This window comes from Methylobacterium sp. Leaf102 (genome assembly GCF_001422425.1).
Taxonomy (GTDB): Bacteria; Pseudomonadota; Alphaproteobacteria; order Rhizobiales; family Beijerinckiaceae; genus Methylobacterium.
In genome coordinates, this window is sequence record NZ_LMMX01000001.1 from 780,027 (window position 1) to 806,609 (window position 26,583).

A 26,583-nucleotide genomic window follows, 5' to 3' on the forward strand; every position below is an offset into this window, starting at 1 on the left:
CGTAATGTCCCGCCGCCCAGGCGTCGAGACCGGCGGCGACCTCGCGACGGCGCGAACGGAGGATCGGCCCCGCACGGCGATAGGCTTTGGCCGTAACGGGCAACCACGCCCGGGCCGAGGGCCGGCTTCGCCACACCGGCGCGGCCATGCTTGCGTGGCCATGCCGGGTGGCGAAGACGCGGGCGCGCGGCGTTCGGAGCGTTCGGGCCTGGGACGCCCATGAAAAAACCCTCCGGCGCGGGGCGCCGGAGGGTCGAGGCCCGGATGTGGGCGTCGGGATCAGACGGCGGGCTGAAGGCCCGCGGCCGCCGGGAGTTCGGAGTCGAGGGGCATCGGGTTGCCGCCGAGCGCCGCCGCGAGCTTGACCTCGTCGACTTCACCTTCCCAGCGGGCGACGACGATGCAGGCCACCGCGTTGCCGATGAAGTTGGTGAGCGCACGGCACTCGGACATGAAGCGGTCCACGCCGAGGATCAGCGCCATGCCGACCACGGGAACCGAGGGCACCACCGCGAGGGTCGCCGCCAGGGTGATGAAGCCCGAGCCGGTGACGCCGGCGGCCCCCTTGGAGGAGAGCATCGCCACGAGGAGCAGCAGGCCCTGCTCGCCGTAGGTCAGCGGCGTGTCCGTGGCCTGCGCGATGAAGAGCGCCGCCATGGTCATGTAGATGTTGGTACCGTCGAGGTTGAACGAGTAGCCAGTGGGGACCACGAGGCCGACGACGGGCTTCGAGCAGCCGGCGCGCTCCATCTTCACCAGCAGCGAGGGCAGGGCCGACTCGGACGACGAGGTGCCGAGCACCAGCAGCAGCTCTTCCTTGATGTAGCGGATGAGCTTGATGATCGAGAAGCCGTTGTAGCGGGCGACGAGGCCGAGGACGCCGAGCACGAAGATGGCGGACGTCAGGTAGAAGGCGCCGACGAGGTAGGCGAGGTTGGCGAGCGAGGCGATGCCGTACTTGCCGATGGTGAAGGCCATGGCGCCGAAGGCGCCGATGGGAGCGACCTTCATGATGATGTTGACGACGCCGAAGATGGCTTCCGACAGCACCTTGATAATGTCGAGCACCGGCTTGCCGCGGTCGCCCAGGAAGGCGAGGCCGAAGCCGAACAGCACCGAGAAGAACAGCACCTGAAGGATCTCGCCGCCCGCGAACGCACCCACCGCCGTGGACGGGATGATGTTCATGAGGAAGTCGGTGATCGTCTGCGTCTTCGCCTTGTCGGCATACATCGCGATCGCCTTGGGATCGAGCGACTTCGGATCGATGTGCATGCCCGCGCCCGGCTGGACGAGGTTCGCGACGATCAGGCCGACGATCAGGGCGAGGGTCGAGAAGGTGATGAAGTAGATGAGCGCCTTGCCGCCGACGCGGCCGACCTTCTCGAGGTTGGTCATGCCGGCGATGCCGGAGACCACGGTGAGGAAGATCACCGGCGCGATGATCATCTTGACGAGCTTGATGAAGGCGTCGCCGAGCGGCTTCATGTCCGCACCGACCTGCGGGTAGAAGTGACCGAGCGTGATGCCGATGGCCACGGCGACCAGGACCTGGAAATACAGGGTCCGGTAGATCGGCTTGGGCTTGGGTGGGTCGTGCGGAGCGTTGAGCGGCAGCGGTACGGTGGCCATGAGGGCGTTCTCCCGGTTGGTGTTGTCGATCCTGCCGGTTGGGACCGGGGCTTCCCCCGTTCCGTCCGATCTTGATGTTGGCCGGCGGGCTTCCCCTCCGGCACCCAGCCCTGCAAGGGATGCAGGCCTGCGCTTCCCTCAGTGAATGGCAACCGGCGTGCCAGCGGCGGAACCTATGGAACTTTTCGTTAACACCTTGATCGAAAGCTTATTTTTCCGATGCATCGTCCGCCCGCTTCGAGGCCCGATCCGAGAACCCGCACGCGGCCGGTGAAACCGGTGCGGGATTCCGCACGCCCCTGCGTGCCGTCCCGCACGTCATGAGAACGGCCCGCCCCGATCCCGCCGACCCCGATGCGGCGCGGCGCGGCAGCCTCGTTCTGGCGGCGAGCCTCGCCATGATGCTGCTGGCGGCCTGGATCGCCGGACGGGCGGCGGAGCGCTGGGCGCTGTCCGATCTGCACCGCACGGCCCACACCGCCCTCGCTCTCCAGGTCGCGGCCCTGCGCGCCGAGATGCAGAAGCAAGCCTCCCTGCCCCTCGCCCTCGCATCCGACCCGGAGATGGCGGCGGTCGCGGGCGAATCCCCGCCACGGGACCTGGTCGAGCGGGTGAACCGGCGCCTCGCCCAGGTTGCGGCCGCCACGGGTGCCGCGGTGATCTACGTGATCCGCCCCGACGGCATCACCGTGGCGGCGAGCAACGCCGAGGCCGAGCGCAGCTTCATCGGCCGGGACTACGCCTTCCGGCCCTATTTCCGGCAGGCCGTGGCCACGGGCGCCGGCTCGCAGTTCGCCCTCGGCACCGTCAGCGGCCGGGCTGGGCTCTACCTCTCGCGCAGGATCGCCGGGGCCGACGGCGTCGTGGTGGTCAAGATCGAGTTCGACGAGATCGAGGCCGCATGGCGGGCGGGCGGCGACGGGGTGTTCGTCGCCGATGCCCGGGGCATCGTCCTCGTCGCGAGCGATCCCACCTGGCACTTCTCCACCCTGCGGCGCATCGACGAGGCCGAGCGCCGCCGCATCCGCGAGGCCCTGGAATTCGGCGCGGCTCCCTTGGGCGAGATGCCGCTGCATCCCGTCCCGGGCGCCCACGACCTCGTGCGGGTGGGCCAGGGGGCGGCGCCCGCGCGCGCGGCGCTCGCACTCGATGCGGCGATCCCCGGAACGGACTGGCGCCTGCACACCCTTACGCCCACGGGCGGCGCCCTGGAGCGGGAGCGGGCACAGGCCTGGATCATCGCCGCCCTCATCACCGGTCTCGCCTGCCTCGGGCTCACCACCCTGGCGGGCCGGCGGCGACGCGAGCGCTGGCGCCTCGCCGAAGCGGCGGCCCGGCGCGAGGAACTCGAAGGCTGCGTGCGCGAGCGGACCCAGGAACTCACGGACGCCAACCGGATGCTGCGCCTCGAGATCGAGGAGCGCCGGCGCGCCGAGGCCGAGCGCGAGCGGGTGGAGGCCGAACGCGAACGCGCCGAAGCCGAGCGCGAGCGCCTCGGCCGCGAACTCGCGCAGGCCGGCCGGCTCGCGGCGCTCGGCCAGTTCGCCGCCAGCATGGCCCACGAGATCAACCAGCCGCTCGCCGCCATCCGCTCCTACGCCGACAACGCCGCGATCCTGATGCAGCGCGGCCGCACCACGGAGGCCTCCGAGAACACCATCGCCATCGGCCGCCTCACGGACCGCATCGGCGGCCTCACCCGCCAGCTCAAGGGCTTCGCCCGGCGCGCCTCGCCCAAGCGCGAGCCCGTCGCCCTCGACGCCATCCTGCGCAACGGCCTCGAACTGGTGGAGGGCCGCGCCCAGGCCGCAGGCGTGCCCCTGGTGGTCGACGCCCCGTCCGCCGGGCTCCACGTGCTCGGCGACGGACCGCGCCTCGAACAGGTTCTGGTCAATCTGCTGCAGAACGCCCTCGACGCCGTCGCCGGACGCCCCGATCCGAAGGTGACCCTGCGGGTGACGCAAGAGGGCGACCGCGTCGGAATCGCGGTGCACGACACCGGTCCGGGCCTGCCCGAGGCCTTGCGCGCGCAGGTGTTCGATGCCTTCTTCACCACGAAATCCGATGGCCTCGGCCTCGGCCTCGCCATCGCCCGCGGCATCGTCGAGGATTGCGGGGGCAGCCTGACGGCGGGCGACGATCCGGCGGGCGGCGCCGTCTTCCGCATGGACCTCGCCCTGGCGAATCTGGACCTCGCCCGGGCGAATGGGAGGGCGGAGCCGAAGGCGGCTGGACACCGGGGGGCGGGACGTTGAGCGAACCAGCGCAGGAGCGGCCGTCGCCCGAGCGGGTGGTCTTCATCGACGACGAGGCGGATGTCTGCCGGGCCAACCGCCAGAGCCTCGAACTCGACGGGTTCATCGTCGAGACCTTCGGGGCCGCCGGGCCGGCGCTCGCCGCGATCATGGCCGACCCGCCGGGCCTCGTGGTGACCGACGTGCGCCTGCCGGACCTCGACGGCGTCGCCCTGTTCGCGCGCCTGCGCGGCCTCGATCCGGATCTCCCCGTCATCCTCATCACCGGCCACGGCGACATCCGCATGGCGGTCGGCGCCATGCGCGACGGTGCCTACGACTTTCTCGCCAAGCCCTATCCGGCCGAGGCCCTCATGGCGTCGGCGCGCCGCGCCCTGGAGCGGCGCCGCCTGGTGCTGGAGAACCGGGCCCTGCGCGCCCGCCTCGACGCGGCGGTGGAAGAGGACCCGGCGTTTCTCGGGATCTCGCCCGAGATGGTGCGCCTGCGCAGCCTCGTGCGCGAGGTGGCGAACGCCGATGTCGACGTGCTCGTGTTCGGCGAGACGGGCTCGGGCAAGGAGGTGGTGGCGAGCGCCCTGCACCGCTGGAGCCGGCGGGCGCGGCGCAACTTCGTCGCCATGAATTGCGGGGCGCTACCCGACAGCGTGGTGGAGAGCGAGCTGTTCGGCCACGAAGCCGGGGCGTTCACCGGCGCCCTCAAGCGCCGGGTCGGGCGTATCGAGCACGCGCAAGGGGGCACCCTGTTCCTCGACGAGATCGAGAGCATGCCGCTGAACCTGCAGGTGAAGCTCCTGCGGGTCCTGCAGGAGCGGTCGGTGGAGCCGCTCGGCACCAACGAGGTCCGGGCCATCGACATGCGGGTGGTGGCGGCCACCAAGGTCGACCTCGGCCAGGCGGCGGCGCAGGGCACGTTCCGCGACGACCTCTACCACCGCCTCAACGTCATCACGATCCCGATCCCCCCCTTACGCGACCGACGCGAGGACGTGATGCTGCTGTTCCAGGAATTCCTGCGGCGGGCGGCGGCGCGCTTCGGCCGCGAGGTGCCGCCGATCACGCCGGACGTGCGCGACCACCTGCGCCGCCACGACTGGCCCGGCAACGTGCGCGAACTCGGCCACTTCGCCGAGCGGCACGCGCTGGGCCTCGGTCGGGCCGAGACCGCGCCCCCCGGGGCCGCCGCCGCCGGGACCCTGGCCGAGCAGGTCGACCGGTTCGAACGGGGCCTCATCCGCGAGGAGCTGTTCATGGCCGGCGGCGACGTGCGCCTGGCCGCCGAATCCCTCGGGACCCCGCGCAAGACCCTCTACGACAAGATCGCCCGCCACGGCCTCGCGCCCACCGATTACCGCTAGGCAGGGCTTCGCTGCTTGCCCGACGGATGGGACACACGCTCGCTCTTGTCGAGCGCGATCATGCTGCCCCCGAACCGGGCCGCGGCCTGAGGGCAGGATGCAACCCTCGGCCACAGAGGCCGCGACACGTCCCCCCCGGTCCACGGATAACCGCGACGGCACCGGCTCATTCCTTGCCCGTCAACGCTCACACCCAAACCCGTCGCAATGCGCTCGAAAACCGCTCTGATCCGGCCCGTCCGGTGCACACGATGCCGACGCCGCTCCCGGCTGCTCCCTGACATCCAAGTGTCCAGGGAGTGCTAGTGCCATTTTCGTGTTGGTCGCGGGCTCGTCCAGGAACACGAGCCTGACAGGGCTGGGGGCATCCGGCGCTCCTCCGCGGAAAGTCCCATTTCGAATCACATCTGCGGCGCCCTCGAAGCCCAGATCGATTCAAGCCGATCGGACACCGCTCCAGCACGACCCGGGCACTATGCCCACGTCGTGCTCGCGGCCATCCTCTCGCGGAGGGCCCAAAGCCGTTCACCGGCGAGCAAAGGGCGTTCTTCGGTTCTGTGTGCGGCGGGCGGGACAGCTTGCCGTCCGAGGAGGTGAAGAGGCTTCACGTGGCGGATGCTCCGGGCGGCGGCTTCCTCGCCCCGCCCGAGCGGGGCACTGAAAGGCTCCGCTCCTCGGTGCGGATGACCCCTGTCCCTGCGGCCGCACGCGTCGGCTCGATGTCCGCCGGTAGCCTCTACAGCTTCAAGCGAACCGGCACGGCGCGGTGGGTCGGGGAAGTCGAGCAGCGCTCACCCACGCAGCCACGGTTCGGCCGGGTAGAGGGCGTGGCGCACGACGCCGCGGCCCTTGTCGATGTGGGGCCAGAGGAAGAACACCGGCGGGTCCGAATTCCTTCAGGCCGGCGGCTTGGTGGCTCAGGAACGCGCCCTGTTCTGGGTCCCATGGCGGCCGGACTCGACCACGGCGCACCGCCTCCGTCACGAAGGGCTGGTCTGGACCGTCGAGGCGTTCCGAGAGCTGTCCGGGCGCCGTCGCCATCTCGAAATTCAGGCATCGACGACGCAGGCCAGTGCGCAATGAGCGGGCTGAGACTGGTGCCGCAATCGGTCGCCCCAACTGCACCGCGTGGCCGCTCGGAAGCGGCCGGAGCCGAGTGGGATCGCCTTGCGGGGGTCAAAGTTGCACGTCGAAACACAGCTCAGCGCGCTGTATGGATGGACGCTCGGAAGTCGGGAAAGCGCGGCCGATACAGGGACCGCTTACACCGCGAGACTGGTGCGTTTCGCACCCGTTTGCCCCTCACCTCACAGCCCGATGCGGGCATAGAGGAAAAAGGCTGTAAAGTCTTGGGAACTCTAGAAAAACGAATGGTGCCCAGGGACGGAGTCGAACCGCCGACACTGCGATTTTCAGTCGCATGCTCTACCAACTGAGCTACCTGGGCAGCGGGCGGTTCGCTTTCGCGGCACCGCCTGTGGAGCGGGGGTATAGAGAGGGTTCGGCGGCCTGTCCAGCGGGTTTCGGGAGAGTTTTTTCGTCGGCTCCGGGGCGGGCGCCGGGGGCCTCAGTCGACGGTCGTGCCGTGGCGTTCGGCCTGTGTGAAGCGGGTCTGCTCTTCCATCACCAGGGTGGCGAGTTCGCGCTTGAGGGCGTTGAACTCGGGCGCCGCCGTGTCGCGGGGGCGGGGCAGGGGCACGGCGATGTCGCGCTTCAGGCGGCCGGGGCGGTAGGTCATCACCAGGATGCGGTCGGCGAGGTAGAGCGCCTCCTCGATGGAGTGGGTGACGAACACGATGGTCTTCTCGAACTCGGCCCAGATGCGCAGGAGTTCGTCCTGCAGGGTGCGCCGGGTCAGGGCGTCGAGGGCCCCGAACGGCTCGTCCATGAGCATCACCGGGGGATCGAGGGCGAGGATGCGCGCGATGGCGACGCGCTGGCGCATGCCGCCCGACAGGTCCTTCGGGTAGCGCTTGCGGAAGTCCGAGAGGCCGAGGGTCGCGACGATGCGGTCCACCGTCACGGTGGCGTCGGCCTTCGGCACGCCCTTGATGTCGAGGCCGAAGCGGACGTTGTCCTCCACGTTCATCCACGGGAACAGGGCGTATTCCTGGAACACCATCCCCCGGTCGGGCCCCGGCTCGGTCACCGGGCGGCCGCCGAGGGTGATGCGGCCCCCGCTCAGGGGGGCGAAGCCCGCGATGGCGTTGAGCAGGGTGGACTTGCCGCAGCCCGAGGGGCCGAGCAGGCACAGGAACTGGCCCTCCGGCACCGTGGCGCTGATGTCCTCGAGGGCGGTCACCGCCCCGGGCCCGCTGCCGAACACCTTGCTGGCGTGGGCGACGACGATTTCTGCCTGCATGCTGGGGGTCCGGGGGTTCAGCGCTCGAGGCCGCGATGCCAGCGCAGCAGGTGGTCGTTGAGGCGCGACATCGCCCCGTCGATGATGAGGCCCAGGATGCCGATGGTGAGCATGCCGCCGATGATCTTGTCGGACCACATGTACTCGCGCGCTTCCAGGATGCGGTAGCCGAGGCCGTCCGAGACGGCGATCATCTCGGCGACGATCACCACGATGAAGGCGGTGCCGATGCCGATGCGCATGCCGGCGAGCACGAACGGGCTCGCCGCCGGCAGGATCACCCGGCGGAACATCGTCCACGGCTTCGCCCCGAGGTTGCGGGCCGCGCGGATGTAGATGGAATCCACCTGCCGCACCCCCGCGATGGTGTTGACCAGCACGGGAAAGAACGTGCCGAGCGCGATGAGGAACAGGGCCGGCGGGTTGCCGAGGCCGAACCACACGATGGCCAGCGGAATGTACGCGATGGGCGGGATCGGCCGGAGGATCTCGAGCAAGGGGTTGAACAGGGAGAACAGCCGGTCGCTGGTGCCCAGCAGCAGGCCGACGGGCACAGCGAGACCGGCACCGATGCAGAAGCCCGTGAGCACCCGGGCGAGGCTCGCCACCGCGTCGTGGGGCATCTCGCCGGAGAACAGCCAGGAGAGGTAGCTCTCCTGCGCCGGATCGTGCGGCAGGGCCGGGACCATGCCGGACACCCACTTGACCGCCACCGAACTCGGCGGCGGCAGCACTACGGCGGAGAACACGCCGAGACGGCTCAGGATCTCCCACAGGACCAGGAGGGCGATGGGAACGATGGCGCCGCGCAGCCGGTGCATGGCGGCCTCAGCGGGCCACGAGTTCGGCTTTGGCCTTCTCGAGCAGGTCGGTCTTCACCCACTCGGCGTCGGATTTGGGCGGATTGACCATCTTGCCGAGGCCGTACTTCATCATGGTGTCGGTGGTGATCTGCATGTGCCCGGCCGGCACGTCGTAGGTGTACTTCGCGTTGGCCATGCCATCGCGAAAATCCTGGGCCGTGAGCTGGCCCTTGAACACCGTCTCGCGGACGTACTTCTCGGCCAAGGCCGGATCGTCGATGAAGGCCTTGGTGGCGGCCACGAACAGCTTGAGGACGCGGCCGGCGACCTCGGGGCGCTCGTTGTACATCTTCTCGGTCATCACCAGGGGGCGCACGGGCCGGCCGATGGGGGTGTCGTAGGGTTTCACCACCTCCGTCGCGTAGCCGGCGCTGATGGCTTGCGTCGATTGCGGCTCGCTCTGGCAGATCACGTCGACGTATTTCTGCGCCAGCGCTTGGTTCAGGTCGGCGTAGTTGTTGAAGTAGATCAGCTGCACGTCCTTGCCCGGGCGCTCGCCCCAGGTCATCCCGTGCTTGTCGAGTTCGGCGAGCAGCATGAGATCCTGGGTGCCGCCCCGGACGGAGGCGACCTTGAGGCCCTTCACGTCCTTCAGGGTCTTGACCGCGTCGAGGTCCGGTCGCTTGAGGATGCGCACGCCGCCGTCCGCGAAGCCCGCCACCACGTAGAGCTTCACCCCGTTGCCGCGGGCCGCCACCGCCCCGTCTGCGCCGGAGGCCGAGATGTCGATCTGGTCCACCGCCATGGCGGGGTAGATATCGGCGCCCTTGGCGAAGACGCGCTCGTCGATCTTCAGGCCGAATTTCGGGGCGAGCTCCTTCATGTAGGAGACGGCGCCGTAATGGGCGAACTTCAGATTGCCGAGGCGCACCACGTCGTCGGCCCGCGCCGCGGTGGCGGAGACGGCCGCCAGGATCAGCAGGGCGGCCCGCGCCGCCGCATTGCGCATGAACATCGGTTTCCTCCACGTCGCGGGTCATTCTCGCCCGCGTCCGGTCCTTCAACGAACCGTGATGGATTGAATAAGGCGTGCCCAAAGCCGAAAGTAAAGCCGCGGAGGGCGACGAATTGACAGAGGTCTATACGGATGAAAACGGCCCCGTCGCCGTGATCGGTTGCGGCACCCTCGGGGCGAGCTGGGCGGCCCTGTTCCTCGCCCACGGCCTCGACGTGGCGGCCTACGATCCGGCCCCGGATTTCATGGATCGCCTCGGGCCGGCGGTGGCGCGGGCGCGGGCCCAGCTCGCCGAACTCGGGCTGACTGGTGCCGGCCGCCTCGTGCCGCACGACCGGTTGGCCGACGCGGTGGCGGATGCGCGGTTCGTTCAGGAGAACGCCCCCGAGGAGTTGGCGGTGAAGCGCGCCGTGCTCACCGAGATCGACGCGCATGCGGCCCCGGGCATCCTCATCGCGTCGAGCACCTCGGCGATGCTGCGCAGCGCCATCGTGGCCGAGTGCGCGACCCCGGAGCGCGTGCTCGTCGCCCACCCGTTCCATCCGCCCCACCTCGTGCCCCTGGTGGAGATCGTGGCGGGGGACGACGCCGTCGCGGCCCGGGCGGCGGCGTTCTATGCGCGGCTCGGGCGCCGTCCGGTGATCCTGCGGCGCGAGATGCCGGGCCACATCGCCAACCGCCTCGCCTCGGCGCTCTACCGCGAGGCGGTGCACCTCGTGGCCGAGGGGGTGGCCAGCGTCGCCGACATCGACGCCGCCCTGTGCAACGGGCCGGGCCTGCGCTGGGCCACCATGGGCCCGCACATGACCTACCATCTCGGCGGGGGCGCGGGCGGTATCCGGCACTACCTCGACCATCTCGGGGCCAGCCAGGAGCGGCGCTGGGCGAGCCTCGGAACGCCCAGCCTCGACCCGGCCGTGAAGGCGCGCATCGTCGCGGGGGTCGAGGCCGAGGCCGCCGGGCGGACCCTTCCGGAGCTGGAGGCCCGCCGCGACCGGGCGCTTCTGGAGATCCTGAAGGCGCGGATCGAAGTGGCGGGTCACGGCGGATGAGGCGGCTTGGCCGGTCGGTTTGGCCGGTCGGTTTGGCCGGGCCGTTCGCCAACGAAAAAAGCCCCCTCCGGAGAGGGGGCTCGATGGCATGTCGCGCGGAGGCAGCGATCGGAAAGTGCGGCGATCAGAAGGTGATGCCGGTCTCGATCATGTAGCGCTCCTGCGAGGTCTTCAGGCCGGTGCGGCCGAAGCCGAGGCCGGGCGTGATGTCGTAGAGCTGCACCGTCGAGAACTCGCCGCGCAGGAAGTAGCGGTCGAAGGTGAAGGTCGGGGTCACGGTGAAGGAGAGCGCCGAGCTGCCCGGTCCGTAGAGGACGGAGGTGGTCTGGCCGAGGCCGAAGGGGCTCGCGCTGTTGCCGCTCTGGCTGATATACTCGAAACGTCCGGCGAGGGCGAAGTTGTCGGTGAAGGCGTAGCTGGCGAGGATCGCGCCGCCGATGGTCTCGGCACCGCCGAGGCCGAGGACGGCGTTCCTCTCGACGTTGGTATACTGGACGTAGGGCGTCACGATGACGGGGCCGTCGGCGTAGGTGTAGTTGGCGCTGACGATGGAGCTGTTCTGCACCGAGAGCGGCGTGGCGAACTGGAAGCGCGGGTTCTGCAGGGCCGAGTTGAAGTTGTTGAAGTGCGTCCCGCCGTTGATGCCGATCGTGTTGGCGGCGTCGATTTTGTAGACGATGGCGCCCGTGACCCAGTTGATCTCACCCGAATAGAAGCCGTCCGTGGCGGCGAAGGAGGCCGACCACGGGCCGTCGCTGTAGTTCACCTGAACGCCCTGGTTGATCACGTTCTCCTGGTTGAACAGCAGGCCGCGGGAGATGTTCAGGTTCTGGAAGGTGAAGGGCAGCTCCGAACCGATGAGGGTCGGCATGCGACCGCCCTGGATCGACCAATTGTCGTTGAAGACGTACTTGCCGAACACGATCGGGATCGGCGAGTAGAGCAGGTTGGTCTGGTCGAAGGCGCTGAGGATCGGCAGGCCGAGGCCCGGGATCGTGTAGGCGCCGAACGCGGCGTAGAACTGGAACGGGCCGTCGGCCTTCTGGATGGTGCCCATCAGGTTCGAGAAATCGACGCGGCCGGCGCGATCGCTGGCGATCTGGGGCACGGCCGAGAAGGCGAACTGGTTGGTCTGGGTGTAGGCGTAGCCCGTCACCGCGCCGCCGAAGTAGATGTCGCCGAGGCCGCCGATGGTGAGGCAGGCCGGGTTGGGGTTCTGCTTGATGATGCCGCCGTAGGACGGGAACGTGATCTCGGCCTTGCACGACGCCGGGACGACGGGCACCGGGGCCTTCACCGACAGATCGGCCGCCTGAAGGTAGGTCGACGACAGGAGGAGTGTCGTCAGTCCGAGGAGCGCGCTGCGGCGGGCCATATCAAGTCTCTTCTTGTTGGGTTGTTCCGTTGATTGGAGGTTCTCAAAGAATGCCGGCCAAGCCAAAGTCATCCTTTATGCAGTTGCACATTTTTTAGACAAAACCCTTGCCCAGGAGGGACTTGCGACGTTCGTGTGGCATTAAGGAAACATCCACAAGGCAGACCCGGATAGACGCTAAGATTTCGTAAACCATACGCCGCGCACGGCACGCACACCTCGTTTCCGGCCCGATCCCTGTCGTCGCCTCGCACCGGAACAGTCTTGCCAGGCACCTTGCCAGGCATTTGATCGCGCCCTGGTTTCCGGAGCACAGACCGGCAGCCGTGTTCCGTCCTGCGAGCGACCGGCCGACGACGGCTTCGACCGCATCCGTGCTTGCCTCCCGCCTCATTTTTACGCCGCATCGACGCCGCGGCTTTACCGAAGGACGAGCAGGGTCCTGGGAAAACGCCCGCGGAGCGTCCCGGCGCCGGAACCGGTCGCCGGGTGGTTGCGCTCAATCGGAACCCGATTCGCCCCGGCGATCCATCCGGGCGACGCCCCGTGTTAAGGATGCGCGGACACCGAAACCGCTCCCGCCCGTCCCGCTCCCGCATGCCCACCGAGCTCTCATGAACGCCGTCAGCATCATCGCCCCGGTCTTCGGGATCATCGTGATCGGCTGGGGCGCGGCACTCGCCGGCCTCCTGTCCGAGCGGGTCAGCGACGGCCTCTCGGAATACGTGTTCGCCATCGCGGTGCCGGCCCTCATCATCGGCACCCTCACCCGGCCGGGGCTCACAGGCGAGGTGACGTGGTCGTACTGGATCGCGTATTTCGGCGGGGCGGCGGTGTCGTGGCTCGCCGGCTCCCTCATCGCCACCCGGCGCAAGGGCATCGGCCGCCAGGGCGCGGTGCTGCACGGGTTCGCCGCGAGCCAGTCGAACACCATCTTCGTCGGCGTGCCGACCATCCTGCAGGCCTATGGCGAGGAAGGCGCGTTCCCGCTGTTCCTGCTGCTGGCCGTGCATCTCCCCCTGATGATGGGCTGCGCCACCTTCCTCATCGAGGCCGAGGGTGACCGCACCCTGGTCCAGCGCCTGCGCGGCCTCGGCTTGGTGCTCGTCAAGAACCCGATCTTCGTGTCCCTCGGCATCGGCATGGCCCTGCGCCTCGGCGGCGTGGTGCCGACCGGCATCGCCCGCTCGCTCATCGACGGGTTCGGCTCCACCGCCTCCACCTGCGCCCTCGTGGCGCTGGGCGCCGGCCTGACCCGCTACAAGGTGCTGTTCGACCTGCCCGGCGCCCTCGTCATCGCGGTCCTCAAGCTCGTGGTGCATCCCCTCGCGGTGTGGCTGCTCGCCACCAAGCTGTTCTCCATGCCGCCGGCCTATGCGGGCGTCGCCACCCTGTTCGCCGCCATGCCGGTGGGCATCAACGCCTACCTGCTCGCCGTGCGCTACAAGGCCGAGACCGGCCTGGTCGCGGCCTCCGTCCTCGTCTCGACCCTCCTCGCCCCCCTCACGACCGTGCTCTGGCTGACGCTCCTCGGGCGGGCCTGACCGGCTGGACGGGACCGACCCTCCGGGTCCATGCTCGCCCCCAAACGACGGCCGGCACGACCGGCCGCAACAGGTTCGAGGAAGCTTCCATGAACGCGCCCATCGCCACTCCCCTGCGCGTCGCCGGATTCGTCTGGGACGATCCCTTCCTCCTCGACGACCAGCTGACCGACGACGAGCGCGCCATCCGCGACACGGCCGAGACCTTCGCGCAGGAGCGTCTGCTGCCCGGCATCGTCGCGGCCTACGCCGAGGAGCGGACCGACCCCGACCTGTTCCGGGCCATGGGCAGCGTCGGCCTCCTCGGCCTGACCCTGCCGGAGGAGTACGGCTGCGCCGCCGCGTCCTACGTCGCCTACGGCCTCGTGGCCCGGGCCGTGGAGCGGGTCGATTCCGGCTACCGCTCGATGATGAGCGTGCAATCCTCCCTGGTGATGTACCCGATCCACGCCTACGGCTCCGAGGCGCAGCGCCAAAAGTACCTGCCGAAGCTCGCGTCCGGCGAATGGATCGGCTGCTTCGGCCTCACCGAGCCCGATGCGGGCTCCGACCCCGCCGGCATGACGACGCGGGCGGAGGCCATCGACGGCGGCTACCGGATCACCGGCGCCAAGATGTGGATCTCCAACGCGCCCTTCGCCGACGTGTTCGTGGTCTGGGCGAAATCCGACCGGCACGACGGCGCCATCCGGGGCTTCGTGCTGGAGCGGGGCATGGCCGGCCTCTCGACCCCGACGCTCCACGGCAAGCTCTCCCTGCGCGCCTCGACCACGGGCGAGATCGTCATGGCGGGGGTCGAGGTGCCCGAGGAGGCGCTGCTCCCCGACGTCTCCGGCCTGAAGGGGCCGTTCGGCTGCCTCAACCGGGCGCGCTACGGCATCTCCTGGGGGGTGATGGGCGCGGCCGAAGATTGCTGGCACCGGGCGCGGGGCTACACCCTGGAACGTAAGCAGTTCGGCCGGCCGCTCGCCCAGACCCAGCTCGTCCAGAAGAAACTCGCCGACATGCAGACGGAGATCGCGCTCGGGCTCCAGGCGTCCTTGCGCGTCGGCCGCCTCATGGACGAGGGTCGGATGGCGCCGGAGATGATCTCCCTGATCAAGCGCAACAATTGCGGCAAGGCCCTCGACATCGCCCGCACCGCCCGGGACATGCACGGCGGCAACGGCATCATGGGCGAATACCACGTCATGCGCCACGCCCAGAACCTCGAGACGGTCAACACCTACGAGGGCACCCACGACGTCCACGCCCTGATCCTCGGCCGGGCGCAGACGGGGCTGCAGGCGTTCTTCTGAGAGGAGGCGTTCTTCTGAGAAGACGCGCCTATCGCTTGGGAGCCGGCTTCGGTGCCCGCCCCCGGCGGACCAGAATGGGGCCATCGGATCGATCGGCCCGCTCCATCATGGCGTCGGTCAGCTCGGGACGTTCGTCGTATTCCTCCGGTTGGATCACGTGGGCATCGACCCTGGCGAAATCGGTCTCGCCGAACGCGGAGGCGGGGAAGGCGGACGGGACAGCCTCGGCCCGGCGGCGGGCGGCGCGCTCGCCGGCCTCGGCGCTGCATTTGGCGACGTGGACCACGCGGTTCACCACCTGGAGGTTGGGGGCGCCCCAGTAGCCGAGGAGTTCGGGCCAGGGCGCGGTGCGGTGCTCGCGCCAGACCCGGTAGAGCGGCACCCGGTGATCGACCTCGGCGGTCTTGAACAGGCGCTTGCCGGATTCGGTGCAGCGGTGGCGCTGGTGGCGTTTCAGCACCGTCACCTGCTCGGCGGGCGCGCACCACAGCTTCCACGCGGTGACGCAGGCCGAATGCCAGGCCGCGTTCTTGTTCGGCGTGCCGGTTCCCCACAGATCGTTGTGCCAGCCGAAGCGGAACACCGGCTGGCCGCACAGGCAGCAATGGCCGCGGCCCCGCGTGTGGGCGGGCTCACGGTAGGGCGAGGGCGGCAGGCGGAAGCTCGCGGCGAGGCCCGGCTCGGTGCCGAGGCGCCAGGTCCAGCCCTCGGGCGCGCCGGAGCGGGCGGCGAGCGCCCGGGCGAGACGGTCGGCCCGCAGGATGTGGGCGCGCCAGTAGCTCTCGACGGCCAGACGCGGCGTCGGCGGCAGGAGCGGCCGCGACAGGGCGTGCTGCAGCACCGGGACGGGGAAGATCGCTGGCAAAGCCCGGTCGAGGCGTGCCCGGGACCGCGTGTTGCGGGTGTCGCGCCAGATCGAGCCTGAACCTGTCGCGCTGGAACCTGCCGACCCGTCGCTCACGGATGGGCGGCCGGCGCCGGAGCCGCGCCCGTCTGAACCACAGGGGCCTGGACCACGGAGGCTTGCGTCGCCGGAGCCTGGGCCCCGGGCGCCACCGCCGGGCGGCCCGCGACGGCGTCGGACAGGAGGTGAAGGCGCCGGGCCAGATCCGTCACCTCGTTGAGGGCGATGGATTTCTCGCCGTTCTTGACCGCCCGGGTGATGTCGCTGAGCTGGAGCTTGGCGATCCGCGTCAGTTCGGCGGCGAGCTGGTCTCTCGTCATCGTCGGGTCTCGGCCTTCGTGGGAGGGGGTCCGATCGGGGTTAAGCCGGAACGGTTACCGAGACGTTCACCTTCCGTCCACCCGTTGGGCCAGGCGGGACCCGTGATTGCCCCGGACGCGTCGGCGATGCGAGACTGTCGCCGTCCCAACGGCGGCGGCCGGGCGGCGGGGCGGAAAGCGCATCATGGAACTGAAGTGGGTCGAGGATTTCCTCAGCCTGTCCGAGACGCGCAGCTTCTCCCGCTCGGCGGAACTGCGCTGCGTCACCCAATCGGCGTTCAGCCGGCGTATCCGCTCCCTGGAGGTCTGGCTCGGCACGGTGCTGCTGGACCGCAGCACCTACCCCATCACCCTGACGGCGGATGGCCGCCAGTTCGTCGAGACCGCCGAGGAGGTGGTGCGCCTGCTCTCCCAGAGCCGCGCCGATTTCCAGGCCCGGGGCGAGCGCTCGCACCTGCCCGTCGTCACCATCGCGGCTCTGCATTCCCTGTGCCTGTCGGTGCTGCCGCGCTGGCTCACGGGCATCCAGGGGGTGCTCGGGCCCATGGCGAGCCGGGTGCTGCCCGACAATTTCAACATCTGCGTCCAGGCCCTGGTGGAGGGCGGCTACGATCTGCTCCTCACCTACCACCACCCGAGCGTGCCGATCCCCGTCGATCCCGAGCGCCATCCCTGCCGGGTCATCGGGCGCGACAGCCTCGTCGCCGTCGCCGCGCCGGGCCTCGAACCCGATGCCGAGGGGCGCCTGCCCCTGCTGCAATACTCGCGCGGCTCGTTCCTCGGGCGCCTCGCCGCCATCGCCCAGGCCAAGGGCGGGGCGCCGGCGACCTACCCGGCCCACACCAACGAGAATTCCATGGCGGAGGCCCTCAAATCCATGGCGCTCGGCCGCCACGGCGTGGCGTGGCTGCCCCGCAGCCTCGTGGCGAGCGAGATCGGCCACGGGGCCCTAGCCGCGATCAGCCCCGAGATGTTGATGGAGATCCGCCTCTATCGCAGTGCCGGGCGGGCGCGGCCGTTCCTCGACCAGGTCTGGGCAGCCGCCGCCCTGGATGAGCCAAACTATGCACTTGCCGAATAGTTCGGCGCGAACTTAGCATTGGCCTGCGCTGGGGGACGGGACTATCCCCCTTGTCCATCGGCGAACGCCGCCCGCCCCGCCTCCGGGGCGACGGGCGCCCGATCGAACCGGACTTCCACGAAGCCCCCATTCCCACGAAGCCATCGGCGCGCCGCCCCTGCGGCTCCGCCGCCGCGTCCGCATACCCGCCGCGTCCCCACGCGCCGGATCGCGGCCGCACATCCCAGATCCTTGCCAGCCCCTCGCCCGCCCTTTGCCAGGAGAACACCGTGACCAGCCCATCGACCCGCAGCGAGCATGACCTTCTCGGCGACCGCACGGTGCCGGAGGCGGCCTATTACGGCATCCACACCCTGCGGGCCGTCGAGAACTTCCCCATCAGCGGCCAGACCCTGGCGACCTGCCCCGATCTCATCGTGGCTCTGGCCGCCATCAAGCAGGCGGCGGCGCTGGCCAACCGCGAACTGGGCCTCCTGGACGAGGCCCGAACGAACGCCATCGTGGCGGCCTGCGAGGAGATCCGCGCCGGCGCCCTGCACGACCAGTTCGTGGTCGACCTGATCCAGGGCGGGGCCGGCACTTCCACCAACATGAACGCCAACGAGGTCATCGCCAACCGGGCCCTGGAGCTGCTGGGCCACCCGCGCGGCGCCTACGCCCACCTGCACCCCAACGAACACGTCAACATGGGGCAGAGCACCAACGACGTGTACCCCACCGCCCTGAAGATCGCGGCGGCCGGGGGCATCCGCCGCCTCGTCGCCGCCATGGCGGACCTGCGCGGCAGCTTCTCGGCCAAATCCGCGGAGTTCTCGGATGTCCTCAAGATGGGCCGCACCCAGCTGCAGGACGCGGTGCCGATGACGCTGGGCCAGGAGTTCGGCACCTACGCGCTGATGCTGCGCGAGGACGAGGCGCGGCTGGCCGAGGCCGCCCTCCTGATCCGCGAGATCAACATGGGCGCCACCGCCATCGGCACCGGCATCACCGCCCATCCGCGCTACGCGGCCCTCGTCTGCGCGCGCCTGTCCGAGATCACCGGCATCGCCCTCGTCACGGCGGAGGACCTCGTCGAGGCGACCCAGGATTGCGGCGCCTTCGTGCAGCTCTCCGGCGTGCTGAAGCGGGTCGCCGTGAAGCTCTCCAAGACCTGCAACGACCTGCGCCTGCTCTCCAGCGGCCCGCGCGCGGGCTTCGGCGAGATCAACCTGCCGGCGCGCTAGGCCGGCTCGTCGATCATGCCCGGCAAGGTCAACCCGGTGATCCCCGAAGTGGTCAACCAAGTCGCCTTCGAGGTCATCGGCAACGACGTCACCATCTCGTTCGCGGCCGAGGCCGGACAGCTCCAGCTCAACGCCTTCGAGCCGATCATCGCCTACAGCCTGTTTCGCAGCCTCACCCACCTGGAGGCCGCCTGCCGGACCCTCGACGTGAACTGCATCCGGGGCGTCACCGCCAACCGCGAGCGCCTGCGCGCCTCGGTGGAGCAATCCATCGGCATCGTGACGGCGCTCAACCCCTATATCGGCTACCGCAACGCCACCGCCGTCGCCCTGGAGGCCCACGCCACCGGGCGCGGCGTCTACGAACTCGTGCTCGAGAAGGGGCTGATGGCGCGCGAGCACCTCGACGCCGTGCTCCAGCCCGACCGGCTGACCCGGCCGCAGGACATCACTGCGTTCTGAGGGAGCCGATCCGGCTCGACGCCGGAGAAGGCATCCAGAGATCCGGGTCACGCCATGACCCGCACACCATGACCCGCACACCATGACCCATACGCGCGCCCGGCCGCGAAGGCCGGGCCGCACACGTATCCAAGGGGGAGGACATCATGAAGAAGAGCAGCACAGCCAGCGGCGACACGGCGGCCCGATCGGGCCGGCTCACCCTCTACACCGGCATCGGGCTCGCGCTCGGCATCCTCGTCGGCGCGGTGCTGCACGGGCAGGCGGCGAGCCCGGAGGCGGCGAAAGAGATCGCCGGCTCCTTCACCCTGGTGACGGACATCTTCCTGCGCCTCATCAAGATGATCATCGCGCCGCTCGTCTTCGCCACCATCGTGTCGGGCATCGCGAGCTTCGGCGACACCCGGACCGTGGGCCGGGTCGCGGCGCTCGCGATGGCCTGGTTCCTCACGGCCTCCGTGGTGTCCCTGTCCCTCGGCTTCCTCGTCGCCAACCTGTTCCAGCCGGGGGCGGGCCTGAACCTGCCCCTGCCGGACGCTGCGGCCCAGACCGGCCTCAAGGCCGCCTCCCTCAACGTCCGCGACTTCCTCACCCACGTGTTCCCGACGAGCATCGTCTCGGCCATGGCCACCAACGAGGTGCTGCAGATCCTCGTGTTCTCGATCTTCTTCGGCTCGGGTCTCAGCGTCATCGACCGGCGCTATGCCGAGCCGATGATCCACCTCATCGACGGGCTCGCCCGGGTGATGTTCGCCGTCACCGACACGGTGATGAAGCTGGCACCCCTCGCGGTCTTCGCCGCCATCGCCGCCGTGGTCACGGTGCAGGGCCTCGGCGTGCTCGTCGATTACGGCAAGTTCATCGGCAGCTTCTATCTCGGCCTCGCCGTGCTGTGGACGGTGCTGATCGGCGCCGGCTGGCTCGCGCTCGGCGGCGGCGTGGTGCGCCTCCTCGACCTCCTGCGCTCGCCGATGATCGTCGCCTTCTCCACGGCCAGCAGCGAGGCCGCCTTCCCCCGCACCATCGAGGTGCTGGAGAAGTTCGGCGTGAAGAGCCGCGTCACCGGGTTCGTGCTGCCGCTCGGCTACTCGTTCAACCTCGACGGCTCGATGATGTACCAGGCCATGGCGGCGCTGTTCATCGCCCAGGCCTACGGCATCGAACTCAGCGTCGCCGAGCAGTTCACCATGCTGCTGGTGATGATGGTCACGAGCAAGGGCATCGCCGGGGTGCCGCGCGCCTCCCTGGTGGTGGTGGCCGCCACCGTGCCGATGTTCGGCCTGCCGGCGGCCGGCATCCTGCTCATCATGGGCGTCGACCAGATCCTCGACATGGGCCGCACGGTCACCAACGTCCTGGGCAACGGTCTCGCCACCGCGGCGGTGGCGCAGTGGCAGGGCGAGATGGAACCGGACGGCGTGCCCGCGGACGCGCCCGCCGGCCCCGGCATCGCCCCCACCGCGACGGCCGCGACGGCCGCCTGAGCCCGCGGCCCGTGACGCCCGCCTCCGGGCGTCACGGGCTCGTCACGGCGGGATCCTCGCGCAAGGCCCTTATGGCAAGGCGCCGTCCCCCGCGCCCGGCCGGCCCGCCCGGTGGTGGAGCAGGTTGAGGATGAGCGCCGTCCAGCCGGTCTGGTGGGAGGCGCCGAGGCCCCGGCCGGTGTCGCCGTCGAAGAACTCGTGGAACAGGAGCGCGTCGTCCTCGCCCGGCGCCGTCGGGATCGGTTCGCGGTTCCCGAAGATCGGCCGGCGCCCGTCGGAATCCTTGGCGAACAGGGCGATGAGCCGGTCTTCCAGGGCGTCGGCGATGGCCGCCAAGGTCAGCGAGGTGCCCGACCCGGTGGGGTACTCGACCAGAAAATCGTCGCCGTAATAGGCGTGGAAGCGGCGCAGGGCCTCGATGATGAGGTAGTTCATCGGCATCCACACGGGCCCGCGCCAGTTGGAATTGCCGCCGAACATGTTCGAGGTCGAATCGGCCGGGTCGTAGCGGACCGTGAACGAGGCGCCGAACTCGTTGAGCGCGTAGGGCCGGTCGCGGTGGGCCTTCGACAGGGAGCGGATGCCGTGGTCCGACAGGAACTCGGCCTCGTCGAGCATGCGCCGCAGGAGCGCCTTCATCCGGTGGCCGCGCAGGAGCGACAGGAGCTTGCGGTCGCCGACCCCGCCCTCGGTCCAGCGCGAGACGAGGCAGGCGAGGTGCGGACGGTTCTCCAGCACCCAGTTCATCCGCCGGGCGAAATCCGGCAGGCGCTGGAGCATCGCCGGCTCGATCACCTCGACGGCGAAGAGCGGCACGAGGCCGACGACGGAGCGCACCCGCAGGGGGAGCATGCCCCCGCCCGGGATGTCGACCTCGTCGTAGTAGAATTCGTCTTCCTCGTCCCACAGGCCGAAGCCCTCGCCGCCCATGTCGGTCATGGCCTCGGCGATGAGGAGGAAGTGCTCGAAGAACTTCGACGCGGTGCTTTCGTACACGTCGTTGTGGAGCGCGAGTTCGAGGGCGATGCGCATCATGTTGAGGGCGTACATCGCCATCCAGGCGGTGCCGTCGGCCTGGTGGATGCGGCCGAAGCCGGGCGGCGGGCGCGAGCGGTCGAACACCCCGACATTGTCGAGGCCGAGGAACCCGCCCTGGAACACGTTGCGGCCGTCGGCGTCCTTGCGGTTGACCCACCAGGTGAAGTTGATGAGCAGCTTGTGGAAGACGCCCTCGAGGAAGGCGATGTCGCCGCGCCCGCCGCGCCGGGCGCGGTCGATCTCGAACACCCGGAAGCTTGCCCAGGCATGGACCGGCGGGTTGGCGTCGCCGAATTCCCACTCGTAGGCCGGCAGCTGGCCGTTGGGGTGCATGTACCATTCGCGGGTGAGCAGCAGGAGTTGCTTCTTGGCGAAATCCGGGTCGAGCAGCGCCAGGGGCAGGCAGTGGAAGGCGAGATCCCAGGCGGCGAACCACGGATATTCCCAGGTGTCGGGCATGGAGAGCACGTCGGCCCCGGCGAAGTGGCGCCAGTTGGTGTTGCGGCCGCCCTCGCCCTTGCGCTCGCGCGGCGGCGTCGGCTGGAGCGGGTCGCCCTGGAGCCACAGGCGGACATCGTACGAATAGAGCTGCTTCGACCAGATCAGGCCAGCGGCGGCCTGCCGGAAGATCGTGCGGGAATCCGCGTCCGCGATGCCGTCCTGCAGGCCGTCGTAGAACGCGTTGGCTTCCGCCACCCGGCGGTGGAGAATGGCGCCCTCGTGGTCGACGGGGCGCTGGCGCCGGCCGGCCGAGAGCCGAAGAGTGACGCGCTTCGCCTCGCCGGGCTCCAGCCGCAGGGCGTAGTGCAGGCCGAGCTTGGTCCCGCCGTCACGGCGGATCGCCGATTCGTCGCCGTCGACGATCGCCGCGTGCAGGCCGTCCTTGAACGGGCCGGTGGCGTCGGGCTTCCAGCCGTGCAGGCGCAGATTGGTGTCGTTCTCGCAGAACAGCACCTCCGGTTCGCCGTCGAAGGCGAGGCGGTAGGCCCCGAGGCGCGGATGGGTGGCGAGGATCCCGCCATCGGCCGCCCTCGCGAGGCGCGGACGCGCATCCTCGCCCCGCGATCCTTCGCGCCATGACCAGGTGTTGCGGAACCACGCCTGCGGGACGAGGTGGAGATCGGCGGCCTCGGGCCCGCGATTGACCGCCGTGATCACCGCGTGGATGTCGTCGAAATCCTCCTTGGCGTACTCGACCGTGACGTCGAAGAACCGCATCCCGTCGAAGATACCCGTGTCCTCGATCTCGTATTCGGGCTCGTCGCGGCCGCGCCGCCGGCCCTCCGCCACGAGGTGGTCGTACGGGTAGGGCCCTTGCGGGTAGCGGTAGAGCACCTTGAGGTAGGCGTGGCTCGGGACCGCGTCGAGGTAGTGGTACACCTCCTTCACGTCCTCGCCGTGGTTGCCCTCCTCGTTGGTGAGGCCGAACAGGCGCTCCTTCAGGATGTGGTCGCGCCCGTTCCACAGGGCGAGGGACAGGCAGAGCTGCCCGCGCTCGTCGCAGATCCCGGCCAGGCCGTCCTCGCCCCAGCGGTAGGCGCGGGAGCGCGCCTCGTCGTGCGGCAGGGAGCGCCAGGCGTTGCCGTCGCGGCTGTAATCCTCGCGCACGGTGCCCCATTGGCGCTCGGCGAGGTAGGGGCCCCACAGGGACCAGGCCCGCTCGCCGCGCCCCTGCTCGGCCAGCCGCCGGCGCTCGGCCCAATCGTCGAGCTCGCTCAACGCCGCGCCCCGGGAACGGGGACGGCCGAGAGGGGGAGCGCGGGCAGGCGGGACGGGTGAGGGTCGGTCATGGGTCCCGGCGGGGTGTGGTTCGGTGGCCGACGGGATGCACTATCGGCGCCAAGCCAGGCAGCCCCCCGGAACGCATGCCTCGTGGACCCGCGCGCCGCCCTCAGGCCTGCGGCTCGCCCGCGAAGGCCGCGAGCGGTGCGACGAGGATGCAGGCCACGCCCTCGGGCCGGTACTCCAGGGACAGGGTGCCGCCGACCTGCGAGACGAGGCCGCGTTCGATGAAGCGCGAGCCGAAGCCCTTGCGGGTGGGCGGCACTACGGGGGGCCCGCCGGACTCGATCCAGGCGAGGCGCAGCTCCGGCCCGGTCGTGTCCCCCGGGGTCTCCTCCGGGGTCTTCTCCAGGATGTCCCAGGTCACCGCCACGTGCCCGGAATCCGTCGAGAGGGCGCCGTACTTCGCCGCGTTGGTGGCGAGTTCGTGCAGCATCAGCGCGAGGGAGACGGCCCGGTCCGCCCCGATCTCGAGGCTGGGGCCGGAGACCCGGAACCGCGCCAGCCCGTCCTGATGGACCTGCAGGGCGCCCTGGACCACGGGCTCGATGCGGGTGCTGGTGAGTGCCGCCCCCATGAGGAGGTCGTGGGCGCGGCCGAGGGCGATGAGGCGCCCGGCGAGCACGTCCTTGGCCTCGTCCACGTGGGTGGCGTTGCGCAGGGTCTGCGTGGCGATGGACTGCACCATCGCCAGGAGGTTCTTCATGCGGTGCGAGAGTTCGTGGTTGACGAGGTCCTGCTGTTCCTCGGCCTTGAGGCGGGCCAGCGCCGCGTAGGTCCGGTCGGCGACGCCGCGGGTGAACGCCACCTCCTCGATGCTCCACACCCGGGGGGCGGCCTCGTGCACGAGGATGAGGCCGACGAGGGCCCCGGCCTTGAGGAGCGGGACCATGATCTGCCCGCGCACGCCGAGGGCGCGGTAGGCCGCGGCATCGTCGGCGAGGCGGACCTCCGCCAGGACATCGGCGCAGACGACGGCCCGCCCGGTGCGCAGCCGCTCGACGGTGCGCGGTAGGTCCGCCAGCGGGTAGGTGCCCCGGAGGCTGGAGAGACCGGGCGCGGCCCAGTCCCCCGTCACCGTGAAGGTTTCCCGCCCGGCATCGAGGGTGCCGTAGGCGGCGCGGCCGGCGCCCAGGGTCCGCCCCAGGACATCGGCCGCGATGGTGACGGCCACGGCGGCGCTCGTCGCCTCGCCCAGGCGGTCGCCGAGGTCGAGGAGCGCCTCGATGCGGTCGCGGGCCGCGCGCTGGTCGGTGACGTCCGAGACGGTGCCGAACAGGCTCGAGACCCGGCCGGCGGCGTCGCGGGCGAATTCGGCCCGCCGGGCGATCCAGCGGATCGCGCCGTCGTCGGCGCGGCGGATGCGATACTCGATCTCGGGCAGGGCGGTACCGGTGGCGCGGCGGGCGGCCTCCGCGCGCAGGTGGGAATCCTCCGGCAGGATCAGCCCCTCGATGACCGCGACCGGACAGGTCCGCGCGTCGGCCAGGCCGAACAGCCGGCAGAACTCGGCCGAGACCACGATGGATTCGGCGCCAACATCCGCCTCGAACGTGCCGATGCCGCCGGCCTGCTGGGCGCGCCGCGAGCGCGCATCGCTCTCGCGCAGGGCCGCCTCGTCGTCGAGGCGCTCGCGGGCGACGGAGAGGAAGCGCGCGAGGGTGGCGAAGAATTGCAGCGCCTCGCGGTCGAAGTCGGGCGCGTCGCGGCGCGCGAACGAGATCACGCCGGCGAGGCCCCCGCGCCCGGTGATGGGAAAGCTCGCATAGGCGTCGATGCCGGCCTCGCGCGCGCTGCGGTAGCGCGCCGTGCCGTCCGCCTGCAGGCCGGACAGGATCAGCGGCCGGCCGGTCCCGGCCACGATTCCGCAGAGCGGTTCGTCGAAGGGGGCGCGGTTCAGGGCGGCCCGCGCCTCGGGCGCGACGCCCAGCGCCTGGGCGAGGTGCAGTTCGGCGCGGTTCGGCACCAGGGTCCAGGTGTAGCTCTGGTCGAACCCGAGGGTTTCGGCCCCTTCCTCCAGGATTGGCAGGAGCTCGGCGGTCGGGTCCGCGGCGGCCAGCAGCGCGGCGGAGGCCCGGCTCAGGAGGTCGAGGCGCTGCTCGCGTCGCCGCTCCGTGGTGCGGTCCTGCAGGATCTTGAGGAAGCCCCGGACGCTGTCGTCCTCGTGGCGCAGGGTCATCATGCGGCCCACCGCCCAGAACCGCCCGCCGTCGCGGCGCTGGTGCCAGCGCACGTCAGACGACGAGCCGGCGGCGAGGGCGATGCGCGCCTCGCGCTCGGGCACGCCGTCGCGTTGGTCCTCGGGGGTGAAGAAGGTGTCGAGGAGCCGGCCCTTCACCTCGTCGGCCGACCAGCCGATGATCTGCTCGGCGCCGGTGTTCCAGTCGGTGATCCGCCCGTCGGAATCGGCGGCCACGATGGCGAAGTCGATGGCGCTGTCGAAGATCGCCTTGTAGCGGTTCTCGGCCTCGCGGAGCGCCTGCCGGGTCTCGGCCTCGGCGACGTCGCCGAAGGCCGACCCGGCGAGCCCCGCCAGCATCTGGGCCATGAGGATGTCGCGCGGGCCGAAGGGACCGTCCGCTTCCGAGCGGATCTCCAGGATGCCCACGGCGAGGCCGTGGCGCTGCACCGGGACCGCGACGACGGCCGGGGGCGGGCGGTCAGGGTCGGTCCCCGGCGCGCCGGTGGTGCCGACGAACAGCCTCTCGTCCGTGAAGGCCCGGCCCGACGGCGTGTCCGCCATGGGCATGCGCCGGCCGATCCATCCGCCCGCCCGCCCGGCGCCGGCGCGGCAGACGAGGTCGTCGCCGTCGCGCAGGGTGACGACCGCGCTGTCGGCGCGGTCGATGATCGACAGGGCGGCATCGACCACGGCCCGGAACACCGTGTCGAGGTCGGAGGTCGCGGACGCCACGACCTGCTGGGTGGCGATCATCGCCTCGAGGCGCGCGGCGTCGGCCACCGCCTGAGCCTGTCCGCGCCGCTCGCCCGTCAGGGCCGCGTCGCGCTCCATCACGGCCCGGCGCAGGTCGAGCTGGCTCATCACCTGCTCGGCCAGGGCCGTGAGGGCTTCGGCCTGCTCGGCCGTGAGTCCCTCCGGGCGCGCGACCTCGTCGATCACGCACAGGGACCCGAGGGTGTGGCCGTCGGGCGTGGTCAGGGGCGCGCCGGCATAGAACCGGATCGCCGGTGCGCCGGTGACGAGGGGATTGTCGCGGGTGCGGGGGTCGAGGGTCAGGTCGGGGATGACGAGAAGGTCGCCGCGCCCGAGGACATGGGCGCAGACGGACGCGTTCAAGTCGGTCTCGCAGGGGGCGAAGCCGGAGCGGGCCTTGAACCATTGCCGGTCAGCGGTCACCAGACTGACGAGGGCCACGGGCGCGGCGCACAGGGTGCGGGCCAGGAGCACGATGCCGTCGAAGCCCCGCTCGGGCGGCGTATCCAGGATGCCGTGGGCCTCAAGGGCCGCGAGGCGGTCCGGATCGGCAGCGAGCGGGGGGAGATCCGTCACGGGCTCGCCAGGGGCTGAAGTCTCGCCGGGCACGCGGTCCCGGCCCGTCCGGCCATACCTGTCCGTACCACGCCGGGGACCGGCGCA

General features: G+C 70.4%; 15 protein-coding genes, 1 tRNA gene and 2 pseudogenes. 8 read left to right on the forward strand and 10 right to left on the reverse strand.

What is annotated here, in order from left to right:
* Positions 1–279 precede the first annotated feature (279 nt).
* Entirely contained in the window at positions 280–1,632 is a 1,353-nt protein-coding gene (locus tag ASF27_RS03735) for a dicarboxylate/amino acid:cation symporter (RefSeq protein WP_056165733.1), read from the reverse strand.
* A 320-nt stretch (positions 1,633–1,952) separates the two neighbouring features.
* Here ASF27_RS03735 and ASF27_RS03740 point away from each other — a divergent pair, with 320 nt between their 5' ends.
* Both ASF27_RS03740 and ASF27_RS03745 read left to right on the forward strand, forming a co-directional pair.
* Positions 1,953–3,887, forward strand: a complete 1,935-nt coding sequence (locus ASF27_RS03740) for an ATP-binding protein (protein ID WP_056357757.1) — start codon at positions 1,953–1,955, stop codon at positions 3,885–3,887.
* The gene (locus ASF27_RS03745) at positions 3,884–5,242 is read left to right on the forward strand and encodes a sigma-54 dependent transcriptional regulator (RefSeq protein WP_056165728.1); all 1,359 of its coding nucleotides are present in this window, start codon (positions 3,884–3,886) and stop codon (positions 5,240–5,242) included. The genes ASF27_RS03740 and ASF27_RS03745 overlap by 4 nt, the downstream gene beginning before the upstream one ends.
* 1,371 nt (positions 5,243–6,613) lie before the next feature.
* On the opposite strand, the gene ASF27_RS03750 is transcribed toward ASF27_RS03745, so the two are convergent.
* The 4 genes from ASF27_RS03750 to ASF27_RS03765 form a co-directional block, all read right to left on the reverse strand.
* Positions 6,614–6,689, reverse strand: a tRNA-Phe gene (locus tag ASF27_RS03750).
* 120 nt (positions 6,690–6,809) lie between these two features.
* Positions 6,810–7,604, reverse strand: coding sequence for an ABC transporter ATP-binding protein (locus ASF27_RS03755; protein WP_056165725.1), 795 nt, complete (start codon positions 7,602–7,604; stop codon positions 6,810–6,812).
* Positions 7,605–7,621: 17 nt separating this feature from the next.
* Complete coding sequence (locus tag ASF27_RS03760) at positions 7,622–8,425, reverse strand: ABC transporter permease (protein WP_056165722.1); 804 nt, start codon at positions 8,423–8,425, stop codon at positions 7,622–7,624.
* 7 nt (positions 8,426–8,432) lie between these two features.
* Complete coding sequence (locus ASF27_RS03765) at positions 8,433–9,422, reverse strand: ABC transporter substrate-binding protein (RefSeq protein ID WP_200918680.1); 990 nt, start codon at positions 9,420–9,422, stop codon at positions 8,433–8,435.
* A gap of 113 nt (positions 9,423–9,535) precedes the next feature.
* On the opposite strand from ASF27_RS03765, the gene ASF27_RS03770 reads away from it, so the two are divergent.
* Complete coding sequence (locus ASF27_RS03770; protein WP_056357897.1) at positions 9,536–10,474, forward strand: 3-hydroxyacyl-CoA dehydrogenase NAD-binding domain-containing protein; 939 nt, start codon at positions 9,536–9,538, stop codon at positions 10,472–10,474.
* A gap of 124 nt (positions 10,475–10,598) precedes the next feature.
* Here ASF27_RS03770 and ASF27_RS03775 read toward each other — a convergent pair whose 3' ends face one another.
* Positions 10,599–11,849 (reverse strand): outer membrane beta-barrel protein, encoded by a 1,251-nt coding sequence (locus ASF27_RS03775; protein ID WP_056165719.1) that lies wholly within the window; start codon positions 11,847–11,849, stop codon positions 10,599–10,601.
* Between the two features lie 614 nt (positions 11,850–12,463).
* Between ASF27_RS03775 and ASF27_RS03780 the strand changes: the two genes are divergently transcribed.
* Both ASF27_RS03780 and ASF27_RS03785 read left to right on the forward strand, forming a co-directional pair.
* Positions 12,464–13,393: an AEC family transporter gene (locus tag ASF27_RS03780; RefSeq protein WP_056306486.1), complete on the forward strand. Its 930-nt coding sequence runs from the start codon at positions 12,464–12,466 to the stop codon at positions 13,391–13,393.
* An 89-nt stretch (positions 13,394–13,482) separates the two neighbouring features.
* Positions 13,483–14,691: an acyl-CoA dehydrogenase gene (locus tag ASF27_RS03785; protein ID WP_056357760.1), complete on the forward strand. Its 1,209-nt coding sequence runs from the start codon at positions 13,483–13,485 to the stop codon at positions 14,689–14,691.
* A 229-nt stretch (positions 14,692–14,920) separates the two neighbouring features.
* On the opposite strand, the pseudogene ASF27_RS03790 reads toward ASF27_RS03785, so the two are convergent.
* Positions 14,921–15,607, reverse strand: a pseudogene (locus tag ASF27_RS03790) (hypothetical protein); the annotation flags it as partial.
* Positions 15,608–15,648: 41 nt separating this feature from the next.
* Positions 15,649–15,915 (reverse strand): hypothetical protein, encoded by a 267-nt coding sequence (locus tag ASF27_RS03795; protein ID WP_056357763.1) that lies wholly within the window; start codon positions 15,913–15,915, stop codon positions 15,649–15,651.
* Positions 15,916–16,099: 184 nt separating this feature from the next.
* On the opposite strand from ASF27_RS03795, the gene ASF27_RS03800 reads away from it, so the two are divergent.
* From ASF27_RS03800 to ASF27_RS03810, 3 genes and pseudogenes are all read left to right on the forward strand, one after another.
* Entirely contained in the window at positions 16,100–16,996 is an 897-nt protein-coding gene (locus tag ASF27_RS03800) for a LysR family transcriptional regulator (RefSeq protein ID WP_056265206.1), read from the forward strand.
* A gap of 269 nt (positions 16,997–17,265) precedes the next feature.
* Positions 17,266–18,681, forward strand: a pseudogene (gene aspA / locus ASF27_RS03805) (aspartate ammonia-lyase).
* A gap of 146 nt (positions 18,682–18,827) precedes the next feature.
* Complete coding sequence (locus ASF27_RS03810) at positions 18,828–20,165, forward strand: dicarboxylate/amino acid:cation symporter (protein WP_056357766.1); 1,338 nt, start codon at positions 18,828–18,830, stop codon at positions 20,163–20,165.
* A 69-nt stretch (positions 20,166–20,234) separates the two neighbouring features.
* Here ASF27_RS03810 and ASF27_RS03815 read toward each other — a convergent pair whose 3' ends face one another.
* Together ASF27_RS03815 and ASF27_RS03820 are read right to left on the reverse strand one after the other, a co-directional pair.
* Positions 20,235–22,922, reverse strand: coding sequence for a glucosidase (locus ASF27_RS03815; RefSeq protein ID WP_056264821.1), 2,688 nt, complete (start codon positions 22,920–22,922; stop codon positions 20,235–20,237).
* Between the two features lie 172 nt (positions 22,923–23,094).
* Entirely contained in the window at positions 23,095–26,496 is a 3,402-nt protein-coding gene (locus tag ASF27_RS03820; protein WP_056357767.1) for a GAF domain-containing protein, read from the reverse strand.
* Positions 26,497–26,583 lie beyond the last annotated feature (87 nt).